Genomic DNA, 15,803 nt, shown 5'->3' with positions numbered 1-15,803 from the left:
CATGCTGCTGACCTATGCCCGTCTCGGTTCCTGGCGCTGGGTACTGCTCGGCCTCACCCTGCTCGTCACCCTCTACCTGCTGCTGCCCATCGTCTTCATCGTCGCTCTCTCTTTCGGCTCGTCGCAGTGGATGATCTTCCCGCCGCCGGGCTGGACCCTGCGCTGGTACGAGGCCCTGGCCGAAGACCCGCGCTGGCTGGAAACGGCGCTCACCAGCCTGGAGGTCGGCGTGCTGGTCGCCGCCCTGTCGGTCGCGCTCGGCCTCGCCGCCGCCTTCGCCCTGGTGCGCGGCAGGTTTCGCGGCCGCCAGGTGCTCCGCCTGGTCTTCCTCACCCCCATGGTGCTGCCGGTGGTGATCTTCGCCGTCGCCGTCTATGGCTTCTATCTGCGTCTCGGCCTGAACGGCACGCTGCTCGGCTTCGTCCTGGCCCATACCGTGCTCGCCTTCCCCTTCGCCGTGTTGACGATCTCGAACGCGCTGGCCCAGTTCGACCCCTCGATCGAGGACGCCGCGATCTTGTGCGGGGCCTCGCCCTTGGCGGCCAAATGGAGGGTGACCCTGCCGAACATCCGCCTGGGGCTGATCTCGGCCGCGATCTTCTCCTTCCTGATCTCCTGGGACGAAGTGGTGGTGGCGATCTTCATGGGTTCCCCCACCCTGCAGACGCTGCCCGTCCACATCTGGGGCATGTTGCGCCAGGACCTCAGCCCGGCGGTCGCCGCCGCCTCCTCGATCCTGGTCGGCATCACCCTCGTCCTGATGCTCGTCGCCGCGTTGCTCACCCGGAAGTCCAAGGCATGACCGATCCCTTCCTCCACGTCGACGAACTACGCATGGCTTACGGCCATGTCACCGCGGTCGATCACGTGTCGATCGAAATCCCGAAGGGGGAATTCCTCACCTTCCTCGGCCCCTCGGGCTCGGGCAAGAGCACGACCCTCTATGCCATCGCCGGCCTCCTGGAGCCGACCGGCGGCGACATCCGGCTCGAAGGCCGCTCGATCCTGAAGACGCCACCGCATCGCCGCAACATGGGCATGGTGTTCCAGCGCTATACCCTGTTCCCCCATCTGACGGTGGCCGAGAATGTCGCCTTTCCCTTGCGCGTGCGCGGCTGTCCCGGCGCCGAGGTCGACGCCAAGGTGAAGGCGATGCTGGCCCTCGTCCGGCTGGAGAAATTCGCCGACCGTCTGCCGGCCAAGCTCTCGGGCGGCCAGCAGCAGCGGGTGGCGCTCGCCCGCGCCCTCGCCTATGACCCGCCCGTGCTGTTGATGGACGAACCCCTCTCCGCGCTCGACAAGAAGCTGCGGGAGGAAATCCAGGTCGAGATCCGCCGCATCCACCGCGAGACCGGCGTCACCATCCTCTATGTCACTCACGACCAGGAGGAAGCCCTGCGGCTCTCCGACCGGATCGCCCTGTTCAACGCCGGACGGATCGAGCAGATCGGCACCTGCGCCGATCTCTACGCCCGGCCGGACAGCCATTTCGTCGCCGCCTTCATCGGCGATTCCAATTTCCTGAGCGGCACGATCGAGTCCGTGGAAGGGCCGATGGCCAGTGTGGTCCTGCCCGATGGCAGCCGCCGCCGCGGCACCCTCGGCCGCGGTGCTAAGGCCGGCCCCGGCATGACGGCGGAACTGATGGTCCGGCCGCGCCGGATCGTGGTCGCCGACGAGGGCCTCGCGGTCAGGATCGACGATTGCACCTTCCTCGGCGACGACCTCGTGATCCAGGCGGAATGCCACTGGGGGCAGGAACTCTGGTTCCGCGCCCCCCTCGCCCTCGCCGGCCAGTTTACCCCCGGCACGATCGCTCGGGTGAATTGGGCCGAGGAAGACGCGCTCGTCTTCCCGACACACACTGTTCAGGTGTAAATCGGCGTCGCCGTTTGCTTCCCATCAGCGCTGCCGCCCGCGCAGGCGCACCTCCGCCAGCCCGATCGGATCCGCCGCGATCTCGCCCGCCAGGCGAAGTAATCCGAGGCTTCTCTCTCAGACGAGATGCCTGCCGACGGCACGCTTGACGATGCTCTTCAGCCACTCGATCTCCGGGTCCCGGTCGCGCCGCCTGTTCCACACCATGACGAGTTCGAGATCCGGAATGGGCAGCGGGCAAGGGGCGATCTGCAACGGCATGGAATGCGCCGCCATGTTGGCGAGGCTCCTCGGCAGCAGCACGATGCAGTTCGACTGGACGGCGATGAGCGGCAGCACCGTGAAATCCGAGGTCCGGATCCGGTCGAACTGCTCGATGCCGCGCTTGATCAGGAAGGAATGCTCGAGGCTGGCGTGGAACCGCAGGTCCAGGTGAAAGCTGGCATGGGCGCGGCTCAGATATTGCTCGACCGTCAGGCCCTGGCGAAACTCCTCGTCGTCGTCTCGCGCCATGCAGACGAGGGGTTCGCTGATCAGGGGCTCGAAGGCGAATTCCTTCGGCGCCCGGGTGACCTCGGGACTTCCGGCCTGGACGATCCGCCACGGTGAGATGATCAGGTCGACGGTCTCGTTCCGGAGATCGTCGATCGAGGCTTCGCGAGCCGTGACGATCTGGACCGAGATGCCGGGGGCTTCGCCCTCGAGCATCCTCGCCATGAAGGGCGCGGTGATCGCCGCGACATAATCCGCCGTGGCGATGCGGAACGTGCTCCTCGACGTCGCCGGGTCGAAAGCCTCGGCATCGACGACACCTCGAATGGCGTCGAGCGCCTGTTCCAGCGGCTCGATCAGGCTGGCCCCCTTGGCCGTCAGGCGCATGTCGCGACCATCCTTCACCAGAAGCTCGTCGCCGAAATGCGCGCGCAGCTGCTTCAAGTTGTTGGATATCGCCGACTGCGTCACATGCAGTTCCTCGGCCGCCCTGGTCAGGTTCCGGTGCCGCAATACCGCGCGGAGCGTCGGCAGCAGATTGAGGTTCACCGTTCTCAGATTGCGCTCGGGTCCCGGCATCGCCCCTCCCAGTCATCACGAAATGTGATGGATCGGATCAGAACTCAAAAGTTCCGGTGGCTGTCAAGTTCATGCCTTCCTGTCCCTAACAAAAACAGTCCTACTGGGAGGAAAGCAGCATGACTGTCGCCGCCAAGATCGTTCCCGCCGAAATTCCGACCGAAGCGGAGTTGCTGGAGAGGGCCCGCGCCCTCACCCCCGTGCTGCGCCAGCGCGCGGCCCGGACGGAGGAAAACCGCAGGGTCCTCGACGAGACGATCGCCGATTTCGTCGCCGCGGGCTTCTACCGGATCCTGCAGCCGGCTGCCTATGGCGGCTATGAAATGTCGCCGCTGACCCTGTTCAAGGTCGTGATCGAACTCGCCAAGGGCTGCCCGTCGAGCGCCTGGTGCCTGTGCCTGATCACGGTGCACAATTGGGAAGCCGCGCTGATGGACCCGCGCGCGGCGGAAGACCTGTGGGGCAAGGACCCGAATACCCGCTTCTCGTCGTCCTACGCGCCTTTCGGCAAGGTCACCAAGGTCGAGGGCGGCTATCGCCTGTCGGGCCGCTGGATGTGGTCGAGCGGGTCCGATCATTGCTCCTGGGTGATCCTGGGCGGCGTCGTCCCGGGTGACGGGACGGAAGCCATGCCCGACCTTCGTGCCTTCCTGGTGCCGCGCGGCGACTACCGGGTGGAAGATGTCTGGCATGTGCTGGGGCTCAAGGGCACCGGCTCCAACGACATCGTCGTCGAGGATGCCTTCATTCCCGAGCACCGTAGCCACCAGTTCGCCCATTCCTTCTTCATGGCCGATCCCGGGCGCGCCACCTTCACCTCGCGCAACTACCGCTACTCTTTCGGCACGATCTTCGCCTACAGCCTGGCGATCGTGACCATCGGCATGGCGGAAGGGGCGCGCGCCTGTTTTACCGAGGACATGAAGGTGCGCCTCGCCGCCTATGACGGCGCCAAGGCGATGGAAGACCCCTTCGTCCGCCAGCGCCTGGCCGAGGCGGACGCCATCATCCGTGGCCTGCGCGCCCGGCTCGAAGGCAATTTCGCCGAGATGGACGCCCTGATCGACGCCGGCGAGGACCTGCCCCTGGACCTCCGCGTGCGCAACAAGTGGGATGCCCAATATATCGCGAAGGAAGCCCAGCGCGCGATCGAGCTGCTGTTCAAGGCGAGCGGCGCCCGCGGCCTGAAACTGGACAGCCCGATGCAGCGCTTCTTCCGGGACGTCCACGCCGCCTCCAACCACGCCTTCCTCAATGCCGACAAGGGCTCCCTCAATGCCGGCATGGTCGCGCTGGGCGGGGGGACTTCGGACTTCGCGCTGTGAGCGCGCAGACGGAAACCGCGACCCGGCTGCGGGAGGCCATGCGCCGGACGATCTCCCCCGTGGGGATCGTCACCGTCGACACGCCCGAGGGGCCGCGGGGCATGACCCTGACCGCCTTCCTCTCGCTGTCGATGGCACCGCCGAGCGTGGCCTTCGCCGTCAACACCAGGGCACGGATCCATCCGCATCTGAAGGTCGGCGCGCGTCTGTGTCTCAACATCCTCGGTGAAGGCGATGTCCCATCGGCGCGCGCCTTCGGCGGCGAGGTTGCGGTGGAGCGGCGTTTCGAGGCGGGGGACTGGCGGATGCGCGCCGGGGATCAGCCCTCCCTCGGCAGCGCCGTGGCTTCGCTCCAGCTCGAGGTCACGTCCTGCGCGGCTCATGGCAGTCACGAGCTGTGTACCGCGAAGGTTACCAATGTCGAACTCGGGCCCTCGCAGATGCCGCTGCTCTACGGACACGGCCAATACATGAAACTCGCTGACCTGACCCCGGCATAAGCGGGGCGGGGCAGATCACCTCGGGAGGAACAACCATGACTTCGATCAGCCTTGGATACATCGGCCTCAGCGTCACCGACGTCGACGCCTGGCGGCGCTATCTGTCGGCCTTCACCGGCGCGATGGAGGGCGCGCGCGCGGCCTCCGGCGCCGCCCGCTTCCGCCTCGACGATCACGCCTGGCGCATTTCCGTCGAGCAGGGTGATCTGGACGACCTCGGTTACATGGGGCTCGAGGTGCAGGACGCGCCGGCCCTCGACATGCTGCGGAACCGCCTCGCGGCGGCCGGGGTCGCCTTTACCGAAGGGACGGAGGCGCAGCGCGGCGAACGGGGCGTCATGGGCCTGATCCTCACCCAGGATCCGTCGGGCATCCCGCTCGAGATCTACTATGGCCCGACCATCCTCTCGAACGAGCCCTTCGCCTCGCCGACGGGAACACGTTTCGTCACCGGCGAACAGGGCCTCGGCCATCTCGCCCTCGCCTCCGACAAGGGCCCGGAATGTCATGCCTTCTATGTCGGGGCCCTCGGCTTCCGGCAGGCGGACATGATCCGGATGCGCATGACCGACGATTTCGCCCTCGATCTCGAATTCTTCTATGGCAATCCACGGCATCACACGCTGGCGCTGGCGCCGCTGCCGTTCCCGCCGCCGAAGCGCATTCACCACCTGATGTTCCAGGTCGAGGAGTTCGACCAGGTCGGCTATGCCCTCGACCGGACACGGCAGTGCGACGTGCAATTGACCCGCACGATCGGCCGGCATTCCAACGACAAGATGATCTCCTTCTATTGCTCGACCCCTTCCGGTTTCGAGCTGGAATACGGTTTCGGTGCCATCGAGATCCACGGGAGCGACTGGACCGTCGCCCGGCACGACCGCATCTCCGCCTGGGGGCACCACCTGGTCTGAAAACGTCGGCAAGCAGGAGACAATCTATGTCGAAGGACATCGTCAGCCGTTTCGTCGCGTTCGACGGCCTGAATATCCACTATCACGAGGCCGGCGCGGGACCGGCCCTGATCTTCATTCACGGCGGGGGGCCCGGCGCTTCGGGCCTTTCCAATTTCTCGCGCAACGTCGAAGCCTTCGCCGAGCGATACCGTGTCTTCGCGATTGACCTGCCCTGTTACGGCAAGTCCACCAAGCTTCGCATCACGGAGCCGCTGTGGACCTTCTATGGCCGGGTCATCGCCCGTTTCATCGAAGTCCTGGAACTCGGCAAGGCCCATCTGGTCGGCAATTCGGCGGGCGGCGCCGCCAGCCTGAAATGCGCGCTCGACTATCCCGAAAGGGTCGAGCGCCTCGTCCTCATGGGGCCGGGCGGCGGTTATTCCCTGTTCGAGAAGCAGCCGAGCGACGGCATCCTGTCCCTGGTTACCTTCTATTTCCCGCCCGGCCCGTCGCTGGCGCGCATGCGCGAGTTCGTCAAATATCTGGTCTTTGATCCCTCGACCCTGACGGACGAATTGCTTCAGCAGCGCGTGGATACGGCGTCCGACCCCGAGACGGCCGAATACATGCCGCTGCGCGCCGGGCCGAACATGCCGCCCATCGAGGAGCTGTGGCGCGAACGGCTCGACCGCCTGCCCCACGAGACCCTGATCATCTGGGGGCGGGAAGACCGGGTCAATCCGATGGACCAGGGCCTGATCCTGGCCCGCCAGATTCCGAACGCCCGCCTCCTCGTCGTCCCGAAATGCGGGCACTGGGTTCAGTGGGAGAAGGCGGACGAATTCAACCGGACCGTCCTCGCCTTCCTCGAGAACTGATCGTGCCGGGTGGCGACGCCTCGCCACCCGCGCACCGCACCGTCGTGAAAACGAATGCAGCCGTCAGAAAAGCAGGATCCTGCTCGCCGAAGGCCGGCGATCGTGTCAATCGACCGGCGGGGTGCGCTCATCCCAACCTGGATGGGACGAGCCTGGCATCTCCTGTCGAGCGACAGATCCGCCACGATCCGCTCGAGCTTGACGTTCTCCTCCTCGAGCTGCTTCATCCGCTTCGTCTCGGAAGGCATCAAGCCGTCTTCCACAGGGGCTGGCGCTACAGGACGCAAGAGATTACTGACACGCGGAAAGTCTCTCCGTCGCCCGGGCCGTGCCACGTCCTCCCGGTGTGATCGATTCCCGACGGAGCCGGTGCGGTCGAACCGTTTGACCGCGAGGCCGGCAGGACGCGATCATCCCCGTCTCACCCAATGAAACGGCGCGGCAAGAGACGCGTTTCCTCTTCGGCCCGACTCGCCAATGATGCGCGGGCGACCGCCGGTCGCGCAGGGACCAGACAAGTGACAGTCAGCAGGAATCCAGAAAACATGTCCGAGCAGGTTCACCCGACCCTGGCCACGCGGCTGCGCAATGCCTATGCCGCCGGCCCCGTGCCCCCCCTCCGCGACGGGCTGGAGCCGACCGATGCCGCCGGGGCCTATGCGGTGCAGCGCCTCAACACCGAACATTGGGTCGGACAGGGCCGGCGCATCACCGGCCGCAAGATCGGCCTGACGGCCAAGGCGGTGCAGGCGCAACTGGGGGTCGACCAGCCGGATTACGGCGTCCTGTTCGACGACATGGCGATCGACGACGGCGGTACCCTGTTCGCCTCCAAGGTGCTGCAGCCCAAGGCCGAAGCCGAGATCGCCCTGGTGATGGAGAAGGACCTCGATGATCCCGAGGCCGGTATCCACGACGTGATCCGTGCCGCCGCCTATGCCCTGCCGGCGATCGAGATCGTCGACAGCCGCATCGCCGACTGGAAGATCACCTATGCCGACACGGTGGCGGACAACGCCTCGTCGGCCTTCTATGTCCTCGGCCGCGAGCCCCGGCTGCTCGCCGGGCTGGATCTTCTGACCTGCGGCATGGTGCTGGAGATCGACGGCACCATCGTCTCCCTCGGCGCCGGGGCCGCCTGCCTCGGCCACCCGCTGGTCGCCGCCGCCTGGCTGGCACGCACCCTGAGCCGGCTCGGCGACGGGCTCCGCGCCGGCGACGTTGTGCTCACGGGAGCCCTCGGCCCCATGGTCGCCCTGAAGCCGGGAAACATCGTGCGTACAGCGATCGGCGGCCTGGGCGCGTGCGGCTTCGTCTATCGCGACGATCGCGTGTGAAGTGGAAGGGCGCCAGGCTCAGCGCTTGGCGGCCTTGCGCCGCGGCTTCTTGGCCCCGTCGCCCGCCCCCTTCGCGGCGGGGGCGGGTGCCGGCTCCGCCTCCCGGGTAGCGCCGGCACCGATATAGGTCGAACCGTAGGACGCGGCGACCCGTGCGGTCTGGTCGTAGATGCCGGTGAGCAGGGTCAGGACCCGCCGCATTTCCACCAGGACACGGGGAAAATCATCGAGATGGCTGAGTTGGGGCAGCAGCAGCTCGCGCCGAAGCTCGGCATAGAGTTCCGTCATGTCGAGGCCCTTGGGCGTGACCGAGAAGGTGAAGGCGGTCCCCGACCGCTCCTTCTTGATCAGGTCGAGGGCGACCAGCTTGCGCAGGCTGTACTGGACGTTCGGAATGTCTTCCCGGTTCAGGATGTTGGCGATGGTCGCCGTATCCTTGGGCCGGTCCTGCATGCGCACGACATGGAGGACCAGGAGCTCGCTGTAGGCGAGATCGTAGTTCGAGACGACTTGTGTGCACTGGGTCGCCCAGCGCCGGAACGCCTCGATCAGATGCATGGCCGCGAATTCGAACTCGGTCAGGCTCGCTTCTTCGACGGTCGCCCGCAAATGGCCGGGCCGGTTGCCCATCAGCAACTGATTCTCCCCGCTCATCCGAAATGCTTGAAGGTCCACTGTCGCACCATTCAGGACTTCATCATACATGCTTTCCGACTCTTCCGCCAAGGCTGCGAGAGTCGATCCCCCAGCCTGTCTACACCAACATGGGAGGCGGCGGAATAGCCATTTTATCGATATTATTCAATTGAAATTTCACATAATTCCAATTGCGATTCGATTCATGATCCGCGCTGAGTTATGATGCGCAGGTCTTCGGCAACCTCAGAGATATCATCATGATTCCCCGCCCCCTGCGCATCGGCCAGATCGTGCCGAGCTCCAACACCACCATGGAAAGCGAGGTCCCGGCGATCCTCCAGGCCCGCGCCGCGATCGCACCGGAACGCTTCACATTTCATTCTTCGCGCATGCGCATGAAGAAGGTGAACAAGGCCGAGCTCGAGGCCATGGACCGCGATTCCGACCGTTGCGCCGCCGAACTGGCCGATGCGCGGGTCGACGTCATCGGCTATGCCTGCCTGGTCGCCATCATGTCGATGGGCCGCGGCTATCACTGCCGTTCGGAAGAGCGCCTGCGCGCCGTCACCGCGGAAAACGGCGCCGAAACCCCGATCGTTACCAGCGCGGGCGCCCTGATCGGCGGCCTCGCCGCCCTCGGTGCCCGCCGCATCTCGCTGATCACCCCCTATATGAAGCCGCTGACGGCGATGGTGGTCGACTATATCGAGGCCGAAGGCGTCACCGTGAAGGACAGCGTGTCGCTCGAGATAGACGACAATCTGGCGGTCGGTGCCCGCGATCCCCTGGCCCTGGTCGAGATCGTCGACCGGCTGGACACCAAGGGGGTCGATGCCGTCGTCCTCTCGGCCTGCGTGCAGATGCCGTCGCTCGCCGCGATCGAGCCCGTGCAACGCAAGCTCGGGCTGCCCGTACTCTCGGCGGCGGTCTCGACCGCCTATCACATGCTGAAGGCACTGGGCCTGAAGGCCGAGGTGCCGGGGGCCGGTGCCCTGCTGTCCGGCCGCTACTGAAACAGGAAGGGGAGGCACCGCCTCCCCTTCTCCACCGGATCAGCCGTTGGTGAGGAAATCCATCACCAGACGGTTGAACCTGTCGCCGTGCTCGATCTGTGTCCAATGGCCGCAGCCGCCGAAGACATGAAGCTGCGCATGCCGGAGATAGCGGAACAGATCGAGCGAGGCGTGGAGCGGCACCACCCGGTCCTCGCGGCCGTGGATCACCATGACCTCGTTCTCGATGTCGCGCAGTTCCGCCACCGTGCGGCACTGCGCGTCGAGCCAGCGCTGGCGCGGCGTCGGGAAGAGCTGTCCCATCGCCTCGCGCACGCCGGGGCGCATCATCGCCCGGTAGCGGACTTCCGCCAGTTCCTCGGTGACCAGGCCCTGGTCGAACACCATGACCTCGATCAGGCGTTTCATGTTCTCGACTGACGGCTGGGCGCCCCACAGCACCTCGAGCTCGGCCGGCATGGCGAAGGGTGCGCCGCCGCTGCCCATCAGCACGGCCCGCTTCACCCGCTCGGGATGGCGCGCCAGCATGGCGAGGGTGACGGCGCCGCCGAAGGAATTGCCGACGAAATGGGCCGCCTCGATGCCCAGTCCGTCGAGCAGCGCCACCATCTGCTCGATCCAGGTATCCATGAAGCGGTAGGTGATGTCGGCCGGCCGTTCGGTATAGCCGAAGCCGACCAGATCGGGGGCGATCGCCCGGAAGCGCGCCGCCATCACCGGCAGCGTGCCGCGCCAGTTGGCCCAGCCGGAAACCCCGGCGCCGGAGCCGTGCAGCAGCACCACCGGCTCTCCGCTGCCGACGTCGTGGTAATTGGTCAGATAGCCGCCGGTCGAAAGTGCGGCGCCGATTTCGGGATTGTGCTCGCCCATCGTCTTCTCCGTTGCCGGGCTCAGAGGCCGGTTTCCGCCCGCTCGCGAGCCAGTGTGTCGATCACGGCATAAAGCACCGCCCGGGCCGACTTCAGGAGGTCCGGCACATAGGCGGCGCCCATGCCGCCGAGCCCTTCCTTGAAGGCGGGATCGCAGTTCTCCGGCGGCCAGGGGTAACCGATGCGGGCACAGGGAATGCCGAGCCGGCGGATCATCGCGCCGTCGGTCTGGCCGCCCATCGGCGGCACTGCCGGGTGGGGTGCACCTTCGACATGTTCCCAGCCGCGCAGCGCCGACTGCACGATCCAGTTGCCGCGGTCGGTGAAGCCGCCGGGCGTGGAACCATACATTTCCCAGCTCGCCTCGATTCCGGGATGTCGCGAGAGGATCTCGCGCATGCCCTCGGCGAATTGGGCGCGCACCTCGGCCGGGGTGGTGCGCGGGCTCACCCTGATGTCGAAGCAGATCTCGGTCGCCGCCGAGGGGAAGGCCGGGCGTTCGGGCCAGCCGGCCCGCAGCGAGGCGAGCCAACCATCCGCCTTGATGCCGCCCGAACTGTTCCGGGCGGTATAGCGCTGGATCCAGGCTTCGAGCTCTTCGATCATCGCCGCCGCCGGCACGATCGAGGAGCGGAAGCCCGGGGTGCCGCGGGCGATCCCGGCATAGCCGAGGGTGCCCCACACCGTCACCTTGAACCAGCACATGCCGGGCTCTTCGTTGAACACCACCCACCACGGCTTCATGATGATGGCATAGTCGGGCTGGCCGCCATGGGCGAGCAGGTGATAGACGCCGCTGCTCATGCCGTAATTGTTGCGCTGGGGCAGGCTGACCGGCATGCCGCCGCCGGCGAAGCCGAGCAGCAGGTCACCCTTCAGGGCGACACCCGAATCCTTCAGGGCGTGCACCACTTCGGTCAGGCTGGCCACCATGGCCTTGGGGTTGGAGGCACCGAGGCCGATCACCATGTCGCCTTCGATCCGCGCCTTGGGCACCATGTCGGCGCGCAGGCTGGGGCCGACCCAGGGAACGTCCTCGGTCTCGTCACCCTCGAGGTGGGTGTCGATCGGGGCATAGAGCAGCAGCGAGGCACCGCCGCCCGCGCCGCGCATCTCGCCCAACGCGTTGCCGGTCAGTTCGTTGACCGGCTGGTAGCGGGCATCGATGCCGACGACGTCGCGCATGTAACCCGCCATGAAGGTGCTGGCCGCACGCTCCCCGCCCGTCGGGCTGTGGATGTCGACCAGGTCGGCCAGCAGCCGCTTGAGACGCGCACCGTTCAACGCCTCGCAGGCGCGCTCGTAGAGCGCCTGCATCTCGGGCGTGAAGGGCAGGGGTGTGGTGGTGGTCGCGGACATGGTCAGGCTCCTTCCCCCAGGGCCGGCAGGCGCCAGCCGCCGGCGATGTCATGTACCCAGGCGGCGAGCGCCAGCGTCGCCTCGTCCTGGCCGACTGGACCGACGATCTGCGCCGAAACCGGTAATCCCCCTTCGCCCGCGGCGACCGGGAAGCCGGTGCAGGGCGTGCCGAGGAAGGTCCAGATGCGGCTGAACAGTGGATCGCCGGTCGACTCCAGCCCCTCCGGCGCGACCCCCGGGGCCGCCGGGGTGATGATGCCGGCGACCTGGGCGAAGACGCCGCGCAGGCGGTCGCGGCATTCGCGGGCCAGGGCATGGGCGGTCTGGATTTCTTCGGTCGTGGCGGCTGCACCCGCGGCGATCAGTTCGCGCAGCCGGGGCGACAGCAATTCGCCATGGCTCGCCGCCTCGGGCGCCAGATTGACCGAGGCCTCATAGGCCATGATCAGGGCCTGCGCCGCCGCCAGGGCGGTATATTCCGGCGGCAGATCGACCTCGATCACCTCGGCCCCGGCCGCCTTCAGCCTGGCCACGGTCTCGTCCATCGCCGCCCGCACCGCGGGTGAGGCCTGGTCCCACCAGGGGGTGCGGACATAGGCGAGCCGGGGTTTGTCCTTGATCGCCACCGGGCGCCACTGGCCGGCGACGCACAGCGCCCGGCCGATGAACTGGAAATCCTCGAAATCGCGGGCGAAGAAACCCAGCGTGTCGAGCGTGAGCGACAGCCGATGCGCGCCTTGATAGGAGAAGCGGCCATAGCTGGCCTTGAAGCCCAGGGTGCCGCAGAAGCTGGCCGGGCGGATGACCGAGCCCGCCGTCTGGGTGCCGAAGGCGGTCTGTACCTGGCAGTCGGCGACCGCGGCGGCCGACCCCGAGGAGGAACCGCCGGGCGTCCTGGCGGGATCGAGCGGATTTCGCGTCGGCCCCGGGGTATAGGTGGCGAATTCGGCCGTCACGGCCTTGCCCATGACCAGGGCGCCCGCCGCGCGCAGCCGCGCGACCGAGACCGCATCCGCGGCCGGACGGTGCCCGGCATAGATGGGCGAGCCGCAGGCGGTCGGCATGTCGGCCGTATCGATGATGTCCTTGACGCCGATCGTCAGACCCTTGAGGGGCAGGAGGTCCTGGCTGCGGTCGAGCCGCCGCGCCTCGCTCAGCACCTGTTCCGGGGCGAGGTAGGCCCAGGCGCGAACCTGGGCTTCCCGCGCCGCGGCGCGGTCGAGCTGTGCTTCTGCCAGGGCTTCGACCGTGGTCTCGCCCTGACGTACCCGGCGGATGGCTTCGGCCCCGGAAAGGCCGGCGAGCGGATTCAAGGTTGCGCCTCCGTCACCAGATCATGGCCCCAGATCTTGGGCGAGCCGTAGGACTTGACGTCCCAGGTCTCGTCGTCGATCAGCAGGCCGCCCCAGCCGTATTCGATGGCGAAGCCCGACGGCGTCTTGAAATAGAAGGACGTCATGTGATCGTTGCTGTGCCGGCCGAGCGTCATCACCAGCGGCACCTTGCGCTGCTGAACGATGTCGTAGGCGCGGCCGACGTCGTCGAGATCGGCGACCTCGATCATGATGTGGTGCAGCACCCCGCTCTTCATGCCGAAGCACTCGTTCATCAGCGCCAGGCTGTGATGCCGCGGATTGCAGTGGAGGAAGGTGGCATCGGCACCGTCCCAGCGGATGTAGTCGCTGAGCTTGAACCCCAGGACATCCTGATAGAATTTCGCCGAAGCGTGGACGTTCGGACAGCACCAGACCAGATGGCCGAGGCCCAGGCGGCCCATGTTGAAGCCCTTGACCCCGCGGGCGGCGTGGAAGCCGCTCTCGTCGATCAGGGAATGGACATAGACCTCGAGCGGCCAGCCGTCTGGATCGGCGAAGCGGATCATGCGATCGACACCGCGCAGGGCACAGTCTTCCGGCGCGGCTTCGGTCACCGCGACGCCGCCGGCGGCGAGGCGGGCGGAGAGTGCTTCGAGTTCGGCCGCGGTGGCGACCTCGAAGCCCATGGCATCGACCCCCTCCTCGTCCGCCGGGCGCAGGGAGAGGCGGTGGTGGCGATCGTCGAAGCGGAAATAGAGGGTGCCGTCCTCGCCCTCGTCGCGCAGCTGGGCGCCGACGACGTCGAGCAGAAGGGTGCACCATTCGTCGAGATGAGCGGTCCTCAAGGCGAGGTAACCGACCTGTGTCACGGGCATCGCTGGATCCTCCTCCGTCCTCCCCGGGGCGCGTTCAGGCGCTGGGCGTGAATTGTTCGTAGTGGATGTGATCGGGCTGGACGCCGAGGGCGACCAGACGTTCGCGGGCGGCCTCGATCATGGCCGGCGGACCGCAGAGATAGGCGACGGTGGTGGGCCCGGCTTCTTCCGGTGTCAGCAGGCTGACCGGATTGCCCTGGACCAGTCCCTGCCCCGCCGTCTCGAGCTGCATCGCCGAGACACGGAGGGACAATGCCGGCATCCAGGACTCCCGGAGCTCCAATTCGTCCTTGAAGAAGATGTCGCGTTCCTGATTACAGCCGAAGCTGACCGTGACCCGGCCGCTGCGCGCCCCTTCGACATGGCGGATGGTATCGATCATCGACATCACCGGGGCGAGTCCGGTGCCACCCGCCATGAACAGGCGGGGAGCACCGTGATCGTCGCGCAGGTAGAAGTTGCCGTAAGGCCCGTCGAGGTCGAGCACGGCGCCGCGGCGCAGGCCGCCGCGCAGCGCGTTCGACATCAGCCCGTCATCGAGGATGCGGATCAGGAATTCCAGCTTGGGCAGCTGGCGCGGTGCCGACGACGGCGAGTAGGAACGCCATTCGTCGCTGCCGGGTACCTTGATCCGCATGTATTGGCCCGGCCGGAACTCGAGGTCCAGGCCGCGCGGGACGGTGACCAGAAGACGCACCACATTATGGGCGACCCGCTCGAATTCCAGAACCTTGGCCTGGAACTGCTGCGCCCCGCCCTCGAACAGCTGGTTGATCGGATAGTCCATCGCGATCACCGCCTCGGTCTGCGGGTGCGCCAGGCAGAGCAGCCGCACCCCTTCGGCGACCTCGGCCGGGATCAGGGACATTGCGGTCGACTTCGCCATCTCGACTTCGCCCGAGACGACGCGGGCGGCGCAGGTCGAGCAGCTGCCCGACCTGCACTGATGGACCAGGGGCAGGCCCTGGCGCAGCGCGGCGTCGAGGATGGTTTCGCCGTCGGCGACCTCGATCGTGCGCTCTGGCGGTACCACCCAGCGTGTTCACGATCGGATAGATCAGATCACCCAGCACGGCGGTCGAGAGTTCGCCCTTGTAGCCGTTGCTGGAGAGCAGCGCGCTCGGATTCAGCACCGGGTCCTGATTGTGACTGCGCAGGAACATGAAGGAATAGGAGACGTCGCCGGCCAGGCCCTGCCAGCGGGCACCGAAGGTGGGTTCGCGCTGCTCCGCGCCCGACTGATCGTAATTGTAGCGCACCAGCGGCACCCCGCCGGAGGTGCCGAAGAAGTCGAGCCCCTTGTTCGGCTGGTTGGCCCAGCGGCCGCCGAACAGGTCGTAGGTGGTGCCGATATCCTCGTCGCGGTCGATGCCGGGCCGGACGTAGAGCTGCAGCGAACCGTCGAGTTCGGGCACCTGGACCATCGCATTGGCGATGATCAGGGCCTTGCGCAATTCCTCGTTCTCGGGTTCGAGGAAGCTCCGCCAGCGATAGTCGAAGCCGTGCACCTGGTCGTTGGCAGCGAAGAAGTCGGATTCACCCCAGACGATCTGCTGTTTGCCGAGACGCATGGTGACGCGCTCGCCGAGATCGAATTCACCATAGAGCTCGCGAATCTCGACCCCGTCGTAATTGCCGAGGATCTCGTCCTGCGAGCCGTCGGACGTGTTGCCCAGGCGTTCGAGCCGGCGGAGATAGTTGGTCTCGATCTCCTTGACCGCGCGCAGCTGGCCGAAGAAGCGCAGCGGCCCGAACACCAGGCGGGGGTCGAGACGCAGCTGGGTACGAACCATGCTGAGGTCGTAGGCGTCGTCTTCCGATGTCTCGGGGACGTCCTGCAGATTCAT

Annotated in this window: 15 protein-coding genes and 2 pseudogenes; 8 read left to right on the top strand and 9 right to left on the bottom strand. The window is 66.7% G+C overall.

Translation table 11 applies throughout. The annotated features are described in order from the left end of the window. The first annotated feature begins 1 nt into the window (after position 1). Together WC493_RS06030 and WC493_RS06025 are read left to right on the top strand one after the other, a co-directional pair. On the top strand, positions 2 to 802 hold the full coding sequence (locus WC493_RS06030; protein ID WP_373063563.1) for an ABC transporter permease: 801 nt from the start codon (positions 2 to 4) through the stop codon (positions 800 to 802). Further along, positions 799 to 1,878, top strand: a complete 1,080-nt coding sequence (locus WC493_RS06025) for an ABC transporter ATP-binding protein (RefSeq protein ID WP_373063561.1) — start codon at positions 799 to 801, stop codon at positions 1,876 to 1,878. The genes WC493_RS06030 and WC493_RS06025 overlap by 4 nt, the downstream gene beginning before the upstream one ends. Positions 1,879 to 1,995: 117 nt before the next feature. Here the strand turns inward: WC493_RS06025 and WC493_RS06020 are convergent, their stop codons facing one another. Further along, positions 1,996 to 2,949, bottom strand: coding sequence for a LysR family transcriptional regulator (locus WC493_RS06020; protein ID WP_373063559.1), 954 nt, complete (start codon positions 2,947 to 2,949; stop codon positions 1,996 to 1,998). Positions 2,950 to 3,068: 119 nt separating this feature from the next. On the opposite strand from WC493_RS06020, the gene WC493_RS06015 reads away from it, so the two are divergent. The 5 genes from WC493_RS06015 to WC493_RS05995 all read left to right on the top strand — a co-directional run bounded on the left by WC493_RS06015 (position 3,069) and on the right by WC493_RS05995 (position 7,885). Next, positions 3,069 to 4,274: an acyl-CoA dehydrogenase family protein gene (locus tag WC493_RS06015; RefSeq protein WP_373063557.1), complete on the top strand. Its 1,206-nt coding sequence runs from the start codon at positions 3,069 to 3,071 to the stop codon at positions 4,272 to 4,274. Further along, positions 4,271 to 4,774 carry a flavin reductase family protein gene (locus WC493_RS06010; protein ID WP_373063555.1) on the top strand — a complete coding sequence of 168 codons (504 nt, stop codon included), beginning with the start codon at positions 4,271 to 4,273 and terminating at the stop codon, positions 4,772 to 4,774. Before WC493_RS06015 ends, WC493_RS06010 begins: the two co-directional genes overlap by 4 nt. Before the next feature lie 35 nt (positions 4,775 to 4,809). Further along, positions 4,810 to 5,688, top strand: coding sequence for a VOC family protein (locus WC493_RS06005; RefSeq protein WP_373063553.1), 879 nt, complete (start codon positions 4,810 to 4,812; stop codon positions 5,686 to 5,688). A 26-nt stretch (positions 5,689 to 5,714) separates the two neighbouring features. Beyond that, positions 5,715 to 6,548 (top strand): alpha/beta fold hydrolase, encoded by an 834-nt coding sequence (locus WC493_RS06000; protein WP_373063551.1) that lies wholly within the window; start codon positions 5,715 to 5,717, stop codon positions 6,546 to 6,548. 545 nt (positions 6,549 to 7,093) lie between these two features. Next, complete coding sequence (locus tag WC493_RS05995) at positions 7,094 to 7,885, top strand: 2-keto-4-pentenoate hydratase (RefSeq protein ID WP_373063549.1); 792 nt, start codon at positions 7,094 to 7,096, stop codon at positions 7,883 to 7,885. 18 nt (positions 7,886 to 7,903) lie between these two features. On the opposite strand, the gene WC493_RS05990 is transcribed toward WC493_RS05995, so the two are convergent. Beyond that, positions 7,904 to 8,539: a winged helix DNA-binding protein gene (locus WC493_RS05990; RefSeq protein WP_373063547.1), complete on the bottom strand. Its 636-nt coding sequence runs from the start codon at positions 8,537 to 8,539 to the stop codon at positions 7,904 to 7,906. 242 nt (positions 8,540 to 8,781) lie between these two features. Here WC493_RS05990 and WC493_RS05985 point away from each other — a divergent pair, with 242 nt between their 5' ends. Continuing rightward, positions 8,782 to 9,537, top strand: a complete 756-nt coding sequence (locus WC493_RS05985) for an Asp/Glu racemase (protein ID WP_373063545.1) — start codon at positions 8,782 to 8,784, stop codon at positions 9,535 to 9,537. 39 nt (positions 9,538 to 9,576) lie between these two features. Here the strand turns inward: WC493_RS05985 and WC493_RS05980 are convergent, their stop codons facing one another. From WC493_RS05980 to WC493_RS05950, 7 genes and pseudogenes are all read right to left on the bottom strand, one after another. Beyond that, complete coding sequence (locus tag WC493_RS05980) at positions 9,577 to 10,407, bottom strand: alpha/beta fold hydrolase (protein ID WP_373063543.1); 831 nt, start codon at positions 10,405 to 10,407, stop codon at positions 9,577 to 9,579. 20 nt (positions 10,408 to 10,427) lie between these two features. Next, positions 10,428 to 11,765, bottom strand: a complete 1,338-nt coding sequence (locus WC493_RS05975) for a M20 family metallopeptidase (RefSeq protein WP_373063541.1) — start codon at positions 11,763 to 11,765, stop codon at positions 10,428 to 10,430. Between the two features lie 2 nt (positions 11,766 to 11,767). After that, positions 11,768 to 13,078: an amidase gene (locus WC493_RS05970; protein WP_373063539.1), complete on the bottom strand. Its 1,311-nt coding sequence runs from the start codon at positions 13,076 to 13,078 to the stop codon at positions 11,768 to 11,770. After that, complete coding sequence (locus WC493_RS05965; protein ID WP_373063537.1) at positions 13,075 to 13,956, bottom strand: VOC family protein; 882 nt, start codon at positions 13,954 to 13,956, stop codon at positions 13,075 to 13,077. The genes WC493_RS05970 and WC493_RS05965 overlap by 4 nt, the downstream gene beginning before the upstream one ends. Positions 13,957 to 13,990: 34 nt before the next feature. Next, positions 13,991 to 14,743, bottom strand: coding sequence for an FAD-binding oxidoreductase (locus tag WC493_RS05960; protein ID WP_373063601.1), 753 nt, complete (start codon positions 14,741 to 14,743; stop codon positions 13,991 to 13,993). 81 nt (positions 14,744 to 14,824) lie between these two features. Continuing rightward, a pseudogene (locus WC493_RS05955) lies at positions 14,825 to 14,989 on the bottom strand (2Fe-2S iron-sulfur cluster-binding protein); the annotation flags it as partial. Between the two features lie 103 nt (positions 14,990 to 15,092). Then, positions 15,093 to 15,749, bottom strand: a pseudogene (locus WC493_RS05950) (DUF1302 family protein); the annotation flags it as partial. Positions 15,750 to 15,803: the final 54 nt, after the last annotated feature.

This window comes from Zavarzinia sp., assembly GCF_041650655.1.
Classification (GTDB): Bacteria; Pseudomonadota; Alphaproteobacteria; order Zavarziniales; family Zavarziniaceae; genus Zavarzinia.
This window is presented reverse-complemented; position numbering and strand designations above follow the sequence as displayed.